This is a genomic window from Chitinophaga sp. Cy-1792 (assembly GCF_011752935.1).
Lineage (GTDB): Bacteria > Bacteroidota > Bacteroidia > Chitinophagales > Chitinophagaceae > Chitinophaga.
Genome location: NZ_VWWO01000001.1, coordinates 3,001,340 through 3,018,097, shown reverse-complemented (window position 1 = coordinate 3,018,097; position 16,758 = coordinate 3,001,340). Strand labels below are relative to the sequence as shown.

Annotated in this window: 14 protein-coding genes; 5 read left to right on the top strand and 9 right to left on the bottom strand. The window is 44.7% G+C overall.

Annotation, left to right across the window (positions count from 1 at the left end; translation table 11 throughout):
- The first annotated feature begins 121 nt into the window (after window positions 1-121).
- Window positions 122-2,425, top strand: a complete 2,304-nt coding sequence (locus F3J22_RS12255; RefSeq protein ID WP_167017502.1) for a PDZ domain-containing protein — start codon at window positions 122-124, stop codon at window positions 2,423-2,425.
- 54 nt (window positions 2,426-2,479) lie between these two features.
- On the opposite strand, the gene F3J22_RS12250 is transcribed toward F3J22_RS12255, so the two are convergent.
- Window positions 2,480-2,881, bottom strand: coding sequence for a helix-turn-helix domain-containing protein (locus tag F3J22_RS12250; protein ID WP_240155040.1), 402 nt, complete (start codon window positions 2,879-2,881; stop codon window positions 2,480-2,482).
- Window positions 2,882-2,987: 106 nt separating this feature from the next.
- Here F3J22_RS12250 and F3J22_RS12245 point away from each other — a divergent pair, with 106 nt between their 5' ends.
- Window positions 2,988-3,593 (top strand): FMN-dependent NADH-azoreductase, encoded by a 606-nt coding sequence (locus F3J22_RS12245; RefSeq protein ID WP_167017500.1) that lies wholly within the window; start codon window positions 2,988-2,990, stop codon window positions 3,591-3,593.
- 86 nt (window positions 3,594-3,679) lie between these two features.
- On the opposite strand, the gene F3J22_RS12240 is transcribed toward F3J22_RS12245, so the two are convergent.
- From F3J22_RS12240 to F3J22_RS12225, 4 genes are read right to left on the bottom strand one after another with little or no spacing between them, the layout of a single operon-like run.
- The gene (locus F3J22_RS12240) at window positions 3,680-4,522 is read right to left on the bottom strand and encodes a glycine betaine ABC transporter substrate-binding protein (protein WP_167017498.1); all 843 of its coding nucleotides are present in this window, start codon (window positions 4,520-4,522) and stop codon (window positions 3,680-3,682) included.
- 32 nt (window positions 4,523-4,554) lie between these two features.
- Window positions 4,555-5,385 carry a proline/glycine betaine ABC transporter permease gene (locus tag F3J22_RS12235; RefSeq protein WP_167017496.1) on the bottom strand — a complete coding sequence of 277 codons (831 nt, stop codon included), beginning with the start codon at window positions 5,383-5,385 and terminating at the stop codon, window positions 4,555-4,557.
- 22 nt (window positions 5,386-5,407) lie between these two features.
- Window positions 5,408-6,604, bottom strand: a complete 1,197-nt coding sequence (locus tag F3J22_RS12230; RefSeq protein WP_240155039.1) for a glycine betaine/L-proline ABC transporter ATP-binding protein — start codon at window positions 6,602-6,604, stop codon at window positions 5,408-5,410.
- Between the two features lie 12 nt (window positions 6,605-6,616).
- Window positions 6,617-7,834: a hypothetical protein gene (locus F3J22_RS12225; protein ID WP_205195194.1), complete on the bottom strand. Its 1,218-nt coding sequence runs from the start codon at window positions 7,832-7,834 to the stop codon at window positions 6,617-6,619.
- A 372-nt stretch (window positions 7,835-8,206) separates the two neighbouring features.
- Between F3J22_RS12225 and F3J22_RS12220 the strand changes: the two genes are divergently transcribed.
- Window positions 8,207-9,490 (top strand): OmpA family protein, encoded by a 1,284-nt coding sequence (locus F3J22_RS12220; protein ID WP_167017494.1) that lies wholly within the window; start codon window positions 8,207-8,209, stop codon window positions 9,488-9,490.
- A gap of 77 nt (window positions 9,491-9,567) precedes the next feature.
- Here F3J22_RS12220 and F3J22_RS12215 read toward each other — a convergent pair whose 3' ends face one another.
- The gene (locus F3J22_RS12215; RefSeq protein ID WP_167017492.1) at window positions 9,568-11,487 is read right to left on the bottom strand and encodes a DUF3857 domain-containing protein; all 1,920 of its coding nucleotides are present in this window, start codon (window positions 11,485-11,487) and stop codon (window positions 9,568-9,570) included.
- A 2-nt stretch (window positions 11,488-11,489) separates the two neighbouring features.
- Window positions 11,490-13,517, bottom strand: coding sequence for a DUF3857 domain-containing protein (locus F3J22_RS12210; protein ID WP_167017490.1), 2,028 nt, complete (start codon window positions 13,515-13,517; stop codon window positions 11,490-11,492).
- A 113-nt stretch (window positions 13,518-13,630) separates the two neighbouring features.
- Here F3J22_RS12210 and queG point away from each other — a divergent pair, with 113 nt between their 5' ends.
- Complete coding sequence (queG, locus tag F3J22_RS12205) at window positions 13,631-14,551, top strand: tRNA epoxyqueuosine(34) reductase QueG (protein WP_167017488.1); 921 nt, start codon at window positions 13,631-13,633, stop codon at window positions 14,549-14,551.
- 1 nt (window position 14,552) lies between these two features.
- Here the strand turns inward: queG and F3J22_RS12200 are convergent, their stop codons facing one another.
- Entirely contained in the window at window positions 14,553-15,341 is a 789-nt protein-coding gene (locus tag F3J22_RS12200) for a hypothetical protein (protein WP_167017486.1), read from the bottom strand.
- A gap of 428 nt (window positions 15,342-15,769) precedes the next feature.
- Complete coding sequence (locus F3J22_RS12195) at window positions 15,770-16,012, bottom strand: helix-turn-helix transcriptional regulator (RefSeq protein WP_167017484.1); 243 nt, start codon at window positions 16,010-16,012, stop codon at window positions 15,770-15,772.
- 302 nt (window positions 16,013-16,314) lie between these two features.
- Here F3J22_RS12195 and F3J22_RS12190 point away from each other — a divergent pair, with 302 nt between their 5' ends.
- Window positions 16,315-16,650, top strand: a complete 336-nt coding sequence (locus tag F3J22_RS12190) for a hypothetical protein (protein ID WP_167017482.1) — start codon at window positions 16,315-16,317, stop codon at window positions 16,648-16,650.
- Window positions 16,651-16,758: the final 108 nt, after the last annotated feature.

Sequence of the window (16,758 nt, the reverse complement as noted above, 5' to 3'; positions counted from 1 at the left end):
TTTTGAGACCGGAAATTTTGGCACTTTTTTGCGTACCGACCTGAATTTTTAGCAGAAAATTGATGCAGAACCTGCTAATATTACATCATATTTTAAGCATTACCTATATTAATTTGTGGGCATGCCATTGACCATTAGAAAGTACGTACAGCATCTCGTTTGTGCGTTAACGTTAGTAACAGTGAACATGGCCGTTAAGGCCCAGGAAAAGCGTATTATTTCCACACCGGCAAAACTGCTTGCAGACATCCATACCTATCGGGATAAATATCCGGGGAGCAGCTTACAGGTGATGATTCCTGCCGGCACCTATTATGCTGAAAAGCCACTGGAGATAACGCCGGAAGATGTTCGTGGCCTGAAGGCCGTAACGATACAGGGAGCCGGGGCAAACGCCACTGTCATCAGCGGCGGGGCAATGATAAAAGCCACTTTCCTGCCCTGGAAAAATGGTATTTATGTGGCTAAAGTCGCGATTCCATTCGAATTTGACCAGCTATACGTTAATAATGAAGCGCAGGTAAGGGCACGTTATCCGAACTACGACAGCAGCGCCACCCATTATCATGGCTATGCTGCCGATGCGGTGAGCAAAGCCAGGATTGCCTCCTGGAAAGACCCCGCAGGCGGATATATCCATGCATTGCATAAAGCAGAATGGGGCGGCTATCATTACCTGATCCAGGGTGTTAACGAAGATACCACCCTTCAACTGGCTGGCGGCTACCAGAACAACCGGCAGATGGGTATGCATAGCAGTATCAGGTTTGTGGAGAACATCTTCGAAGAGCTGGATACTGCCAGGGAATGGTATTATGACAAGCACCAACAGCAGCTATATTACAAACCCGCACCAGAAGTGAATCCCGCAAAAGCAAGTCTGGTTGTATCGAAGCACCAGGGACTAATCATTCTCAAAGGCAGTGCGGAAGCGCCTTTAAGCCATGTAACCATCAGGGATATACGTTTTACGCAATGCAGGAGTAGTTTCATGGACACGAAGGAGCCATTGCTCCGTAGCGACTGGGCAATATATCGTGGTGGTGTGGTACTGCTGGATGGTACACGTAACTGTGTGATTCGCGATTGTGATTTCGATAACAATGGTGGCAATACCATCTTCCTGAGTAATTATAATAAACTGGATACCATAGCAGGCAATCATATTTATAACAATGGCGCCAGTGGCATTTGTTTTGCCGGCAATGCCGATGCAGTAAGGGCCCCGTTGTTTGAGTACAATCAATCACAGTCCTTCAGCACCATAGACACCGTTGCAGGACCAAAAACCAACCATTTTCCTGATTCCTGCCTGGTTAATGATAACCTCATACATGATATCGGACAGATAGAAAAGCAAATTGCCGGTGTGCAGCTGTCTATGAGCGCACATATCACCGTTGCTCATAACAGTATTTATAATCTCCCACGTGCAGGCATCAACGTTAGTGAAGGTACCTGGGGCGGGCATATCATTGAATACAACGACGTATTTAATACCGTGCTGGAAACTGGCGACCATGGCAGTTTTAACTCCTGGGGCCGCGACAGATGGTGGTATCCGGACCGCAAAGAAATGGATAGTATAGCCGCTGTTCATCCGTGGCTGGTAAAGCAGGATGCCATGTATACAAATATCATTCGTAATAACCGCTTTCGTTGCGACCATGGCTGGGATATAGACCTGGACGATGGTTCTTCCAACTATGAGATTTACAATAATGTTTGTCTGCACGGAGGACTAAAGCTCAGAGAGGGTTTCGGGAGAAAAGTATATAATAATATTATCATCAACAACTCTTTTCATCCGCATGTATGGTTTAAAAACAGCGGTGACGAATTCCGGGAAAACATCGTCATGACTGGTTACAAACCTATTGGCATTAAGTACTGGGGCAGGCAGATCGATCATAATTTTTTCCCTGACAGCATTGCTTTAGCCAGTGCCAGGGCAGCCGGAACAGACGCCCATAGCAGCTATGGTGATCCAGGGTTTAAAGCGCCTGCAACAGGAGATTATACCGTTACCAATGCGGCTGTATTTACTACGGGATTCAGGAATATTGACATGTATTCTTTTGGTGTTATAGCACCAAGGTTGAAGCGGATAGCTGCCAGGCCTGTATTTCCGGCACTGATTGCTGAAAAGGAAAAAGACAAAGGGAAAACTTTTCAATGGAAAAGCGGCGTATTTAAAAATATAGTAACCCTGGGAGAACGTTCTGCCACTGGCATGGCCGACAACAATGGTGTGCTGGTGATAAAGGCGCCCTCCCCTGCCATGGGTTTACAGGAGAATGATGTAATACTGGAACTCAATCATCTACCCATAAAAAATATAACAACACTGGAAGAAGCGCTGGATAAGGTAAGCGGCAAATTTGTACTGAAAGTATTCCGCGGACAAAAAGCGGTTACTTTGTAGCCTGATATATCACCCAATATTGTGTAAAAGCATCCTGGCAACAGGATGCTTTTTCTATGATGCAGCTTCCAGATCTTTTTTCATTTGCCGGCGTATACGGGTACGGTGTTGCGCGCCCCACTCATGCAGTGCCATTACTACTGCTTTCAGGCTGCCTGCATATTCGGTTTTTTCATATTCTACAATAACAGGGGTTGCTTTGGCATTCACCTTTCTTTTAATAAAGCCATTGAGTTCCAATTCTTTCAGTTCATTGGAAAGCACCCTTGCAGAGATGCCATTCAGGGAGCGCTGCAGTTCATTGAAGCGAAGGGGACCTTCGCTGAGGGCTATAATAATGCGCAGTTTCCATTTGCCACCTATGGCATAGAGTGCATCTCCAACGGCTCCCAGTGCGCCTGCGCAGGCACTGCTCATAGGGGCTTCGTATTCCTTTAATATTTTTTCGTCTGCCATAATTCAACATTAACTAACCAAAAGGTTACTACTAACCTTTAGATTACTAGTAACCTTTAGTAAGCTAAGGTACGTAGTTTTGTGCTATCAAAATAAAAATACAATCATGAAGAACATATTGCATATCAGCTCAAGCCCGCGTGGGGAGGCCTCTAACAGCATTTTACTGGCGAACAGGGTCATCAGCAATTTACTCGAAAAATATCCGGAGAGCAAAGTAATCCATAACGATACCGTTAAGAAAGACTATGCCCACCTGGACAGCGTTTTACAGGGCGCCTATTTTACGCTGCCGACAGACAGAACAGCATTGCAGGAAGAAGCTATTCAGGACTCAGAAGAAGCCGTTGCACAGCTGGAAGATGCTGACGTTATCATCATCAGCGTTGCCATGTACAACTTCAGCATACCATCCGCATTGAAAGCCTGGATAGACCATGTGGTCAGGGCAGGAAAAACCTTCAGCTATGGCAATGGCAAGCCGGAAGGATTGCTGAGCAGCAACAAAAAGGTATACCTGGCCATTGCATCTAATGGTGTATTTACAGAAGGGCCGCTGAAAGCACTGGACTTCACGGAACCTTATCTGCGGTTTATTCTGTCGTTTATCGGATTGACAGACATTACCACTTACCGTATAGAAGGTGCCGGTATGCCGGATTTAAAAGAAACAGCCGTGGAGAAAGGATTACAGCAGGTGGCAGTGGCATAAAAATAATAATTGGTTTAAACAAAAAGCGCTCTCTGAAAACAGAGAGCGCTTTTTATGTATAGCTATCGTGGAATATAATCCAGTGGTTATTCCCAGGATTTCACGAGTTCCTGGTTTTTCTCTACCCAGGCTTTAACGCCGGCAGTTTCATTACCATCCGCGTCGTTGATGGCGCCCATCAGTGAACCTAATTGCTCACTGTTGAGTTTGAATTTACGGAAGAAGTTAACCGCAGTGGTATCCCTTATCGTAAATTCATTATTGGCAATGGTCTGAATTTTCTCTGTTTCGCCGAAGACCTTTTTAGGATCTTCCAGGAAGCGGAGTTTAAATTCAGAGAACATAAAATGCGGTTCCCATCCGGTGATCACCACCGGTTGCTTTTCGCTGATGCTTTTCTTCAGCGTTGCCAGCATGGCGGCTTCACTGGAAGATTGCAGCTGGTAATCGAGCGAATAGGCATGTACAGCTTCTTCGGCCTTGTCCATGATACCGGCACCTGCATCAATACCAACAATTTTACCACCGAATTTTGCTTTTGCATTGTTCAGGTCTTCAATCGTTCTGGCATCCACGTAATCCGGCACTACCAGGCCAATACGTGCTCCATCGAAGTTGGTATTGAGTACGGTGATTTTTTCGCCGAAATTCTGCATATAGGTTTTATGGGTAACGGGCATCCATGCATCCATGAATATATCTGCATCACCACCTGCAACAGCGGCGAAAACAGGCGCAACATCTGCATTCTTCAATACAACCGTATATCCTTTTTTCTCCAGCAGATTTTTAGCGAGGTTGGTCATGGCCACCCCTTCTGCCCAGTTGACATAGGCGATGGTGATTTTCTTTTCGTCAGACTGATTGGACTGACAGGCAGAGATACCTATTAGTGCGATGGCCAATACAGCCAGGATAACTTTTCTCATACACATGTTTCTATTCTGTTCTAATACTTTTTTTACACTTTTGTTTTAACCTTCCTTTTACCGAAAGACTGGGTAATACGATCCAGGATGATGGCCAGGATTACTACAGCGATACCACCTTCGAACCCGACACCAATTTTCAGTTGGGTGATCCCCTTCAATACAATTTCTCCCAGTCCGCCTGCGGCGATCATAGCAGAAATTACCACCATGGATAATGCCATCATGATCGTCTGGTTTACACCAGCAAGTATGGTAGGCATAGCCAGGGGCAATTCTACCTTAAACAGCAGTTGCCGTGGTGTAGCCCCGAAAGACCGGGTAGCTTCCACGATATCTGCCGGTACCTGTTGAATACCGAGGGTTGTTAATCGGACAGCGGGGGGCATTGCAAAGATGATAGTGGCGAATACACCCGGAACTTTTCCAAGACCGAAGAATAATACGGCTGGGATCAGGTATACGAATGCCGGCATAGTTTGCATAAAGTCGAGTATAGGGCGCATAATGCTACCTGCGACTTTATTTCTGGCCGCCCATATGCCAAATGGTATGCCAATTAATAAGGCGATTACTGCAGATACCAGGATAAGCGCCATTGTTTCCATGGTTTGGGGCCAGTAGCCCATGCCATATACCAGGCCGAGGCCCAGCAGGGAAAACACGCCGGCGCCCCATCCGGCGCGGCGCCATGCCAGCAAGGTTATCAGCCCGATCACCACGTAGAACGGCAAGCCGTTCAGCAGCCACTGGACTGAATTTACCATCACTTCCACCACCTCTTTTATCATCTTGAAAAAAGGGTGAAAATGCTGGGTAAGCCAGTTAATAAAATCTTCTATATATTTTCCTATTTTAATCATAATCTACGTTTAGTCATAAGGGTTATAATGTCTGTGTACCCATGGTTTCAATAATGAGGGCAGTCTGGGAAATGAGCCCTAATAATTTGTTTGACTGTGGATGAACGACCGCAACCGGTTTATCCGTTTCCGCAATAAATGGTAGCATTTGTTCCACAGTGGTGTCCGGGTAGGCGACGGGAACTTCGCGGTGAATGACCGCTTCAATGGTTTTATCGCCGCGGCGTTTTACTTCCAGGACTTCGTTGAGGTAAACGAATCCGAGGAAATGTTTATCAATGGTAACAGCGGGCAAGATATTGAGGCCTGTACTTCTCATTTTACGCAGGCTTCCTTCCGGGCCATCCTTGCGGAATACGGCGGATACAGGTTGTCTATCCATGAGGGAAGAAGCCGTGATAATGGCTTTTCTGTCTACCTTTTCCACGAAGGAGGAAACATATTCTGTAGCAGGACTGGTAAGGATTTCCTCCGGTGTACCTATCTGAATAATTTCTCCGTCTTTCATGATGGCGATACGATCGCCGAGGCGGATAGCTTCGTCGAGATCATGTGTAATAAAGACAATTGTTTTATGCATTTTTTCCTGGAGGTCCAGCAGTTCGTCCTGCATTTGGGTACGAATGAGGGGGTCCAGTGCGGAGAAGGCTTCATCCATGAGCAGTACTTCCGGATCATTTGCCAGTGCGCGTGCGAGTCCGACGCGCTGTTGCATACCACCGGAAAGTCCGGATGGGTGCTGATTTTCATAGCCTTTCAATCCGACCATTTCTATCACCTCTGCCGCTTTTGCATTTCTTTCCTCCAGTGGAGTTCCTTGCAGCTCGAGACCGAAGGCCACATTTTCCAGTACGGTACGATGCGGCAGCAGTCCAAACTGCTGGAATACCATGGCAATTTCTTTTCGGCGTATTTCCTGGAGTTGCTTATCGTTGAGCTGCGTGATATTGGTATCATTGATGATGATATCGCCGGAAGTGGGTTCTATCAGGCGGTTCAGGCATCTGAGCAGACTAGACTTACCACTGCCGGAAAGTCCCATGATAACAAAAAATTCCCCTTTCTGAATTTCGAAGGAGGCTTCCTTTACTCCTATCGTACATCCGGTAGCAGCGAGGATTTCAGCTTTACTTTTACCTTCCTTCAGCATGTGGAGTGCGGTATCGCGTTCACGACCGAAGATAAGGGTAAGGTTGTCTATTTTGAGTTTAGGCATCATCGTTAATTGTGTTTAGAAGTAGTAACCAATATTTATGTTAAAGCGGCTATGCCATGACTCGCCGGGTGTACCGGCGGCGAGGGCATCGTCCCATACGGGGCCAAGCCAGGGGTGATTTTTACCGGCAGCCCAGTCTATATAAGTATAGATATGACCTGCAGTAACCATACACCCCAGTACATTCATCTGTGAATCTTCGAACCCTGCTGTTTGTTTATCCATGTAGGAATAATCGTTATAGAAAGTCAGGGAAGAGACAGGCCCCCATTTTACCGGTTGGGTAAAGGACAGCGAAGCCGTATGGATAAAGGCTTTGGAAGCCACCTGGTAAGCGGAGCCATAGGCTGCCATGCTTACTGCATCGTGGTATTGCGCCGAATCAGCTACATTGTACTGATAGTACATCGATTGCAATTTCAGGTTCCATTTATGATAATTCAGGTTAGCGTGTAATGCGGCTGCGTAGTGACTTCCCATATCGCGGGTGGGAATGTTGTATAGTCCGCCGGCCATAACGGAGACGCCTACACTATTATCTTTATTAATAAAATATTCTGCGCGGGCATTACCCTGATTTACTTCTTTATTTCTTCCGGCAACATCGTAAGAGTACCTGGAAGGGTCTGTGGGCGTATCATCTCCGAAGTTGAGCTCTTCTGCATTTTTGAAGAAGGCCAGTTCGTACTTCCATTTGGGAGATACGCGTTCGAATTTTATTCCCATATCATAATCATCTTCCTTACCTACATAATAAGGCAGGTTAAAGAACCAGCTATGTGAGTTGTAGGTAATATTTCCGAAGGGCACCTGCGTAAGGCCGACATCAATGCGTGTGGAATCATTGAAATGGTAGCTCACGTAGCCTTCTTTCAGCATGGCGCCGCCGAAATCCTTTGAATAGAAGCGGTATTCGGCATGCAGGGAAAGCTGTTTCCATGCAGCATCTGCGTTGACGCGAAACATATCATAGCCGAAGTCGCCCCCGCGTTTTACCTGTTCTTTTTTCCAGGAAGAATTATTATAGTTAAATCTTAATGCACCTCCAATATGTAAAGAAGGTTTATCATTGTTTTTACTGTTATTCAGTGAATCCTGCGCGTTGGCAAACATGGGCAGGAGGAAAAAACAGGTACACAGGTATAGCCATTTAAGGCGGTTGTAACGGGAAAAATAAGCGTTAATGGCATAGGAGTTCCTAACCATCCATGATTGTTGAATCATAGCAGTCATAGTTCTAATGTGTTTAAGCTGATCTTTTCCTCTGCGACATAGGAATCCTATATGCAGGAACTGCATGTAACAGTTAATCGGAAATGAAACCGGGCGCGAAGTGGCCCGACAAGTGATCAATACCAATAAATAGCGACTGTTCTATCGTAATGAGCGTGCTCGGAAGGCACTTTGAACAGTCTTGAAATGCGTCAAGCTTGACGAAGGTACAAAAAATCGGGCAGGAAGCCAAACGATTCTTAAAAAAATGTGAACAACAAGCGGGCATCTACTGTTATAAACAAGCAAATTAGTGTTTTCTGTTACCTACGGATAGATAGATATTCCAATTCCGCCCCGAACTATTTTCATCATTTATTAAACCTCACAATTATGTCTTTCGACTTATTAGAAAGTGTAAAAAATCTTTTCAGCGGCAATCTCGTTAGTCAAATTTCCGCTCAATTAGGAGAGAGTGAAGGGAACGTACAAAAGGCCCTTGGCGGTATTGTACCGACTGTTTTAACGGGTCTGCTTCATAAAACAGAGAATAGCGGAGATGCTTCCGGATTGCTGAATATGGTAAAGGGAGCTGCATCAGATGCTTCCCCGACAGCATTGTCATCCGCCCTGCAATCAGGAGGAGGTGGTTTGATGTCGAAGGGAGCCGATATGCTGAAAAGTATTTTTGGAGATAAGGTTGGGTCTATTACATCCATGATATCTTCCTTTTCAGGCATTAAAGAGAGCAGTGCCAATACCTTGCTGAGCTCCGCAGCACCTGCCACCTTGGGTACGGTAGGTCAGTATGCGATCCAGAACAACCTGAACCCGAGCGGGTTTTCATCTTTCCTCAGTTCGCAAAAAGATAAAATACTTGGTGCGATGCCATCAGGGCTGAATCTGGCAGGATTACTCGGTTTGGGTAGTCTGGGTGAGATTGGCCATAAACTGAGTGGTATGGCAGGAAATGTAGGCCATACAGTAGGCAATGCGGCCAGTTCTACGGTCAATTCCGTCAAGCAGGCCGGCGGCGGCAACAAATGGATCTGGTCATTGATCCTGATATTGGTAGCCATCATATTACTCTGGTACCTGATGCGTGGTTGTGGCGGTTCCAAAAACGCAGAGCCTGTTACAGACAGTGTAACCAATGCGCAGCTGGCCGATTCTGTGGGTGCTTCTACCCCTCCGGTGACTTCTGAGTCTGTACGGGAAAGCATCCAGGTTACATTACCTGACGGCACCGTTTTAAATGCCTACAAAGGTGGTATTGAAGACCAGCTGGTTACTTTCCTGAAAGATAGTACCAAGCCTGCCGGAAAAGATGTATGGTATGATTTCGATAACCTGAATTTCGAAACAGGCAGTGCTAAACTGACACAGGAAAGCATGACACAGGTAAGCAACATTGCGGCTATTCTGAAGGCATTTCCGAAAACAAAAATTAAGATTGGCGGCTACACTGATAAAACCGGTGATGCTGCTGTAAATAAAAAATTATCTCAGGAAAGAGCTGATGCCGTGGTAGGTGAATTAAAGAAACTGAACGCACAGACCAGCCAGTTACTGGGAGCAGAAGGTTATGGTTCAGAATTTGCGAAAGCAGCTGCCGATGCACCTGATGAAGAACGCAAAAAAGACAGACATATTTCTGTTGGTGTCAGAGAGAAATAACAGGCACCCGTTATCATATTATGTAAAAAGGCGTCTCTATGTAGATAGAGACGCCTTTTTGTTTCTATAACAAGCTATTATTGTTCTTTCACAAAAACAATCCTGGAACGATCTGATTTGTAAATGGCATTTCTGAATGCCACCAGTGCATTGTAATCAGCTGCAGGGAATGTGCCTGCCAGTATTTCCAGCTTACGTATATACGTGATCGTCTTATCCTTTACTGTCAGGTTCATTTCGAAGGTGCCGAACTTTGTTTTCAGTTGCTGACCTTTGGGAAGTCCTTCCAGCTGGTAACCGGCAGGAATTTTTATGTTAATACTATCAATATCACAATAAGCCATGTCGATCCGTACAGGGGATGTACGCAGAGAATCTTCTTCCAGCTTTAACCCTGTCGCATTAAGGATATTAGGCAGGAGAAACATCCGTTTACCTTGTACCGTAGCGTAGTTATTGCCTTTGATCTGGAGTTTTTCCATCACTTCAGGCAACTTACCGATATCCCCTGTATTGGCGGATATATCGAAGTTCAGTACATCATAACTGGCCAGTGAGAACGACTTCCGTAAAGATTCCAGCTGATGTTCCCGACTGGTGTAGATTGCCCTGCTGACATAGTTTTCCTGTTGTTCGCCGGTACGTCTGATGGCCACATTCATTACAATATGCCCGGTATCATTAATGGCTGCATCGATAACGGATATTTGCTGGTTATCTGCCGTGCTGAGTGCAGGTGTATTCACCAGTTTACTATTCGCCGAATCAAGGAGCAATACAGGTCTGTTCCCGGTAGAGCTACCCATATAACCCGGGCTGGTGAGTGGGCTGGTACATTCCAGGAAGATCGTGTCTTTCCCGTTAGGCACACAGGCTATCATGTGATTGAAGTAATTACCAGGAAATTCTACCGGTAATCTGTCGGGATTTTCATCTAAATCAGCTAATACCAAATGAGAAGGAATGCCAACTTCTTTCAGCATGGCATGCATCATATTGGAGAGCGATTTACAATCTCCATAACCTGTTTTAGCAGTGGTGGCGGCATCGATGGTCTGGAAACCGCCGATACCTAACTGAATGCTGATATAGCGAAAGTTTTTCTGCAGGTACTTGTATAACGCTTTTACTTTTTCTTCTTTATTGGGCAGCGGATCGGCTATTTCGTGAACTTTGGCTTTTACATTTGCAGGTAGTTCATCCCTTCCTGCATTGAGGGCATACACGAAATTGCCCAGGTCTTTCCAGGAGTCTCTGTTGCCATGAAAGCTGCCATAGTCATACTCCTTAGCACCGAGATACAGACCCGATATCCTTTCCTGCAGCGGGAGTGCATATGCTTCCTTACGAAAGGCCGGCATATTGGTTAATGTCCAGGTATAGCTTTTCCCTTCTTTCACATCTGCGGTTACAGGTGCCTGGTTAAGTTGCTGTGGCTGATATTTTAACTCCATTCCGGGAGAAGTCACGATATTCACTACAGCCTTTTCAACAGCCTGTGAGGGAGATCCCTGCGGAAACCATGACATCGTGTAAAAGGCTGTGTTATACTTGTATTCAAACTCCCATTCCACGGTATATGGGAATACAGAACTTTTACCAAAAGAATAGTACTTATACCTGTTATCAGTGATGAGTGATTCATCGCCGGTGCCGGCATAGTCTTTTATATCACTTTGCCGCATCCGTTGATCCTGCAACCCAAGTAAATTATAGCGTACGCCAGACATGCTGCGCAGCTCATTTAACTTGTCATATGCCAGTGCCATGGATGCTGCACCCTCTCCTTCTGCGTCAAGGATGGTTACCACCAGGTGAATGGTTTTCCTAATTTCTTTCGGACTGATAAACCTGTAGGTTGTTTCTGAAAGTCGTACTACACTATGTGCATTCTTCTTCAGGTCAGCATTAATAGTGGTAATCGGGTAGACAGGATCACCTGCCAACGCGGTTTTCGCCACACAACCGATTAATAGAAACAGCAATGTTTTTTTCAAGGTTATGCTTTTTTCTTTTTCAATACAATTTGTTCCGCCTGTTTTTTCACGATCATATCGAAGAAGCCGCGCAGCGGTTCATAATCTTCCGGCGTGAAGGTTGCTTTAGTAAAGCGTATACGGCAACGCAGCTGTATATGATCATCCACCTGCTGAATAAGATATTGGAACTGGCCTTCGTTTTCATTGAAGCTAACGATAGAAGGTTTAGGCATCTCGTCTACCGCATATCCTGAAGGAATCTGCAGGTTCATGGAATAGATTTCATCAAATACTGCAGGCATTTCTACCGGATATTTACGTTCTGCCGCGGTAAACAGGTTATGCTTAGTTCCTTCTCCCAGCATGGGGTTGAGGTAAATTACATCGTCGCCTGCACCTTCATCGCTTTTTATCTTAAAGTTGTATTTTACCAATACCGGGTTATCCAGATCTTCCAGGTTGTCCAGTTCAGTATCAGAGATTTCCACTTCACCATTATATGCTTTTCTGATCTTCTCAAAATAGCCTTCTTTCTTTGTTTTCTCCACTTGTGTACGGATACCGTAGGAGCCGAGGTAAGTTGGCTGTTGCTGGAATTCACCTGAGAATGCACCATTTTCGAACTTACTAAAAGACACGGTGGTAATGGCAATTTCATGCAGTGAATCTGCGGAGATAGAGAAAGCGGTGCCAATATCGTCTACGATACGTGCATCACCGTTATAGCAGTCGGGCAATAACTTGCCAAATCCCAGCTTTGGATGGGTAGCATCGAGTTTAACTTTCTGTCCGTCAATATCCACTACTGCGATAATGTAGTTGAAGTTTGTCAGCATAGGATAAAAAGGATATACATAACCGTTTTCTCTTGTGCTTAAAATCACCGGATATGCATCCAGTTTTGCACGTCTTAAAAGCCCTACCAGCAGCAGGTTTACATCAGATACATCCCCAGACTTCTCCGTAAGGGTTGTTTTTAGTTTCTGAGAAGTATACAATCTTCTTTTATCGGTGCATTTAATATTTGACCGGATCCAGTTAAAGATTTTATTAGCTTTTTCTTCGTCGGTAGTAGCGCCTTTAATGATATCATCGGTGATATTATCCATGAAGTTATTATTCTTACCCATGGCCACACCAAAGTTTTCATCTTTATTCAGGGCTTCCATCAGCTTTGGCCAGGTATTACGGTAATCTTTTTTATAAGTTCCGTTATAAAAACCACTCAGCTGAAACTCGATTTTATTGACATAGTTATCCGTTGTGGTGATAAACTTTTCATCCCTGATAGGCATGAGATCTTTTGCTGCCCATCGCCAGCTGTTGATGTTGGCATCCATGGTGCCTGTTTCTGTAGCGCCGGTGGAATTTTTATTACTTCTGAATGTATAGGTGGTTCGGGAAGTGCTTTTGGTTTTTTCCGCATAGGGCTCATATCCCTGGCTAATCTGAACGTATTCAAATATATCGGGGATGGATACCTGGTATTCACTCCACAGGGTTGGAATGGCATGCTGGAAGGTCCATGGTTCGAGGTTTGTATAGTAGGGAGATGTTTTTACAAAGCTATACTCGATAATGGTACCATCTTTAATGGCAGGGATGGCAAATTTCTTCTCTGTATGCCTGTCATCGATCTTTTCTGTATAGATATCTTTGCTTTCCAGCTTTGTTTCAACGATCTGGCCATTTTCCAGGTTGTAGGCGGAGGCTTTGATCTTACTTACCGTTTCCTCAGACTTATCGTTGTGGTACAACATGATGGACACCTGCCCTCTGCCTGCCCCCATTTTATCTACTATTTTGATACGGCGATGGATTTTATATACGAGATTGAAATCCATGGAGCCATCAGATTCAAAGCCAGATGAGCCGATTTCAGAGATAATGATGGCATGAGCTCCGGTATCTTTGGGAAAACTAACATTAAATTCCTCTTTGGAGACTTTTCCATACTTCATTTTTGCTCCATCCTGGGAAAAGGCAGTTTTGGTACACAAACAAGCCAACATGATAGGCAATGCTGCAACGACAGAGTTATAGCGCATATAGATATAGAGATTATTAATTCTTATAGGTTCAAATCGGGGGCAATTTATAATGGTTACAGGTATTTTTAAAATGAAGGGAATGTAAACTGGACAAGTTGTAATTTTGCGGCGTGGAACATACCAGGTACATAAAAGAGCTGGCCCGGGAAATGGGATTTGACTACTGTGGCATTTCTAAGGCTACCCAGCTGGACGAAGACGCCCGCAGGCTTGAGTCCTGGCTCAATAAGGGCATGAATGGCCATATGCAGTATATGGAAAATCATTTCGATAAACGAATTGATCCCCGTAAGCTGGTAGATGGGGCACAGTCTGTTATCACACTTTTATACAACTATTTCCCTTCAGAAAAACAGCAGGAAGACGCCCCCAAAGTTTCCAAGTATGCTTATGGAGCGGACTATCACGAGGTAATCCGGGCGAAGTTAAAGGAGATGCTGGCGCGGATGCAGGAGCGTATCGGCCAGGTACAGGGGCGTGGATTTGTGGATTCGGCGCCTGTATTGGAAAGAGCATGGGCCCGTAAGTCGGGGTTGGGCTGGGTTGGTAAGAACGGGAATATCATCAATAAAAAATCAGGTTCCTTCTTCTTTATTGCCACGCTGATTACGGATATCCCGTTGGAATACGACGGGCCGGTGGGAGATTTCTGTGGTACCTGTACCCGGTGCCTGGATGCCTGTCCGACCAATGCCATTGTATCTCCCGGCGTTGTAGACGGGAGCAGGTGTATTTCCTATTTTACGATAGAGCTGAAAGACCTGTTGATACCATCGGAGATGAACGGCAGTTTCGATAACTGGATGTTTGGCTGCGATACGTGTCAGGATGTTTGTCCGTGGAACCGGTTCAGCAAACCTAACAGCGAAGTGGCTTTTACGCCCATTCCGGCTATTCTGAATTTTTCTACCAGTGATTGGGAGGATATGACGGAAGAAGCCTTTAAGGAAGTCTTCCGTCATTCTCCGCTGAAACGCAGTAAGTACGCGGGTATCCGCCGTAACCTGCAGTTCCTTAAACTGGATAGGTAAATTATTTTTTTGCTTTGGCCTGTTTGATAGCCCAGTTGCTCAGGTCGATCGCAGCCTGATAGTTCTGATAATCAGGTGTGAGTCTTTTTCCGTCAACATATTCGTTATAGAACCATGGGTCGCCTACGGCGAATACGGCGCCTTTACCTACTTTGGCAACTGCCATAATAGCGATATCACCATCTTTATAAACGGCCCTGGCTGGCGCTTTCAGGGTAAGACTCGAAATTTCCTTTATATAGATTTTCTGTACACTTGGGAATACCTCGTGGTTGGCAGGGATCATGAAGGCGCCTTGCTCATAGTGTTTGCCCTGAACGCGGTTACGGGAATCACCATTAAAGTGAATACCGAAGCGTTCGGACAATTTATTAAAGTGGTCAAACTCCGCATTGAGCGAGTCATTTTCCAGCAAAATCAATACACCGCCGGCTTTCACCCAGTTATAGATTTCGTTGGCATCATGCTCATTCATGTAGTTTGGATGAGGCGTTTCTGCTTCAGTATCCGGATCTACCATGATATAGATATTGCTGTTACGAAGATTTGCTTTGGTAGGTGCTACTGCGAGTGTATCTCTTTTTACCCCCAGCGAATCCCAGATATTTGCCCATAGGGAGAAGCCTCCGTTTTCCTGTTCATCCCAGATATAATGCCAGCGAATCGTGTTGCCGGCTTTATCTTTTTTAAATTCGTGGTTGTAGTAATAGTCAAGTGTTACCGTCAAACCTTTTCCTGATGGACTTTGCGCAAAAATGGGTGTAAGTAGTCCCATAAATAGGACGGACATGATTCCGTGGAGTAATAGTGAGCGTCGCATAAAAGAATTATCAAATTGGGGGAAAAAATTAGCAATAATTATTTAAAAATTATAGCGTACCAAGATAATTTCTGAATAATTAAATCTGCAAATGCTGCAAAAATATCTTTGCTAATACTTGACATTGCTTTTAGCAAACCATACATTTGTATCGTAGAAAGTATTGATTCGACGAGGATTATTGTACTGAAAAAATCATTATCAAGATAAACTTTTTATGGACCTGAGTGCCATAACGTGGAATTTTAATATCCCCACGCTGTAGATCCCTACTGGCGTGGGTTTTCTTTTTATATGATTTGATGTATGTCAAAAAATATTTCCCAGCCTTTTATTGTAGTCTGCTGTATGTAAATATCTATGGGATGATGATATGGGGAGCTAGATAATTTGCTAATTTATTTAGCATTCTCTTTTGAATAGGGTATTACAAACACATTATTCAGCTGTACGCCTAATGCGATAGCAATTTTTACAATAGTGGTATATTCTGCATTAATCAATCCTCTTTCAATCTTTGAAAGCTTGGATGGGTCAACCTCTGCGGCATCCCCAAGGTCTTCCAGCGTCCAGCCGCGGGCCTTCCGCAGCTGGCGTATTGACTTTCCAGTGATTGCTAATATTGTATCCTTGATGTCCACGCTTGAAATTGTGTGAACCGCGCGAATTATTTTTGGCCGATATCGCCCAAAAGAAAATTTTTCTTATATTAGCCTATCTTTGCGATCCCAAAAATTGATTGCAAGGCATCATACTAGAGCATATTAACTGTCGGCAAAACTGGTTAGATATGCAGGCGTATGAGGCTCGCGTATGTAATTGCGCGGGCTCTTCAATTTTGTCATTACCAGTTAGCCGACAGGATGACGAAAGACAGAGAGCTCCGCGCATTATATTTTTCATCTGTAATGCGCGGTATTTAATTAACCTCAAAGACCCTGCCGTGCACTTACTGATCTACGACAAAGACAAAGTTTTTACAAAAGCCCTTGCAAGGAAGTACTCAACATCACATCAGGTAACAGTTGCGACCACTTACTATATTGTCAGGGATGCGTTGATATTTGCATCGGTGACGCATGTAATGGTAGATGTCAGCTGTTTTGACGAAATATCCGGAAGGATATTCGTCACATTGTTATTTCAGAAAGGCATAGCTGTTTTATGTTATTCTGAATTCACCACCCCGAAGCAGGAAGAACTATACAAAAGCCTGTGCGCCACCTATTGCAGAAAAGACATTACTGAAATCATGCACGCCTTTGAAGTATTGGTGTAGCAACATAAAGTATAAACGCAGTCCGCGTTTCAGGGTTCCCAGGAATAAAATGATGTGGCTTTTTTTTCGAAGCTCCTCTCCGCCCCGCGCTGGCGGAGAATTTAGCAT

What these genes read in the sequence shown, in the direction of transcription:
- F3J22_RS12225 (WP_205195194.1), bottom strand. Translation starts at nt 7,834, where the DNA reads ATGACTGCTATGATTCAACAATCATGGATGGTTAGGAACTCCTATGCC.
- F3J22_RS12240 (WP_167017498.1), bottom strand. Translation starts at nt 4,522, where the DNA reads ATGAGAAAAGTTATCCTGGCTGTATTGGCCATCGCACTAATAGGTATC.
- F3J22_RS12255 (WP_167017502.1), top strand. Translation starts at nt 122, where the DNA reads ATGCCATTGACCATTAGAAAGTACGTACAGCATCTCGTTTGTGCGTTA.
- F3J22_RS12210 (WP_167017490.1), bottom strand. Translation starts at nt 13,517, where the DNA reads ATGCGCTATAACTCTGTCGTTGCAGCATTGCCTATCATGTTGGCTTGT.
- F3J22_RS12235 (WP_167017496.1), bottom strand. Translation starts at nt 5,385, where the DNA reads ATGATTAAAATAGGAAAATATATAGAAGATTTTATTAACTGGCTTACC.
- F3J22_RS12245 (WP_167017500.1), top strand. Translation starts at nt 2,988, where the DNA reads ATGAAGAACATATTGCATATCAGCTCAAGCCCGCGTGGGGAGGCCTCT.
- F3J22_RS12200 (WP_167017486.1), bottom strand. Translation starts at nt 15,341, where the DNA reads ATGTCCGTCCTATTTATGGGACTACTTACACCCATTTTTGCGCAAAGT.
- F3J22_RS12230 (WP_240155039.1), bottom strand. Translation starts at nt 6,604, where the DNA reads ATGATGCCTAAACTCAAAATAGACAACCTTACCCTTATCTTCGGTCGT.
- F3J22_RS12220 (WP_167017494.1), top strand. Translation starts at nt 8,207, where the DNA reads ATGTCTTTCGACTTATTAGAAAGTGTAAAAAATCTTTTCAGCGGCAAT.
- F3J22_RS12250 (WP_240155040.1), bottom strand. Translation starts at nt 2,881, where the DNA reads ATGGCAGACGAAAAAATATTAAAGGAATACGAAGCCCCTATGAGCAGT.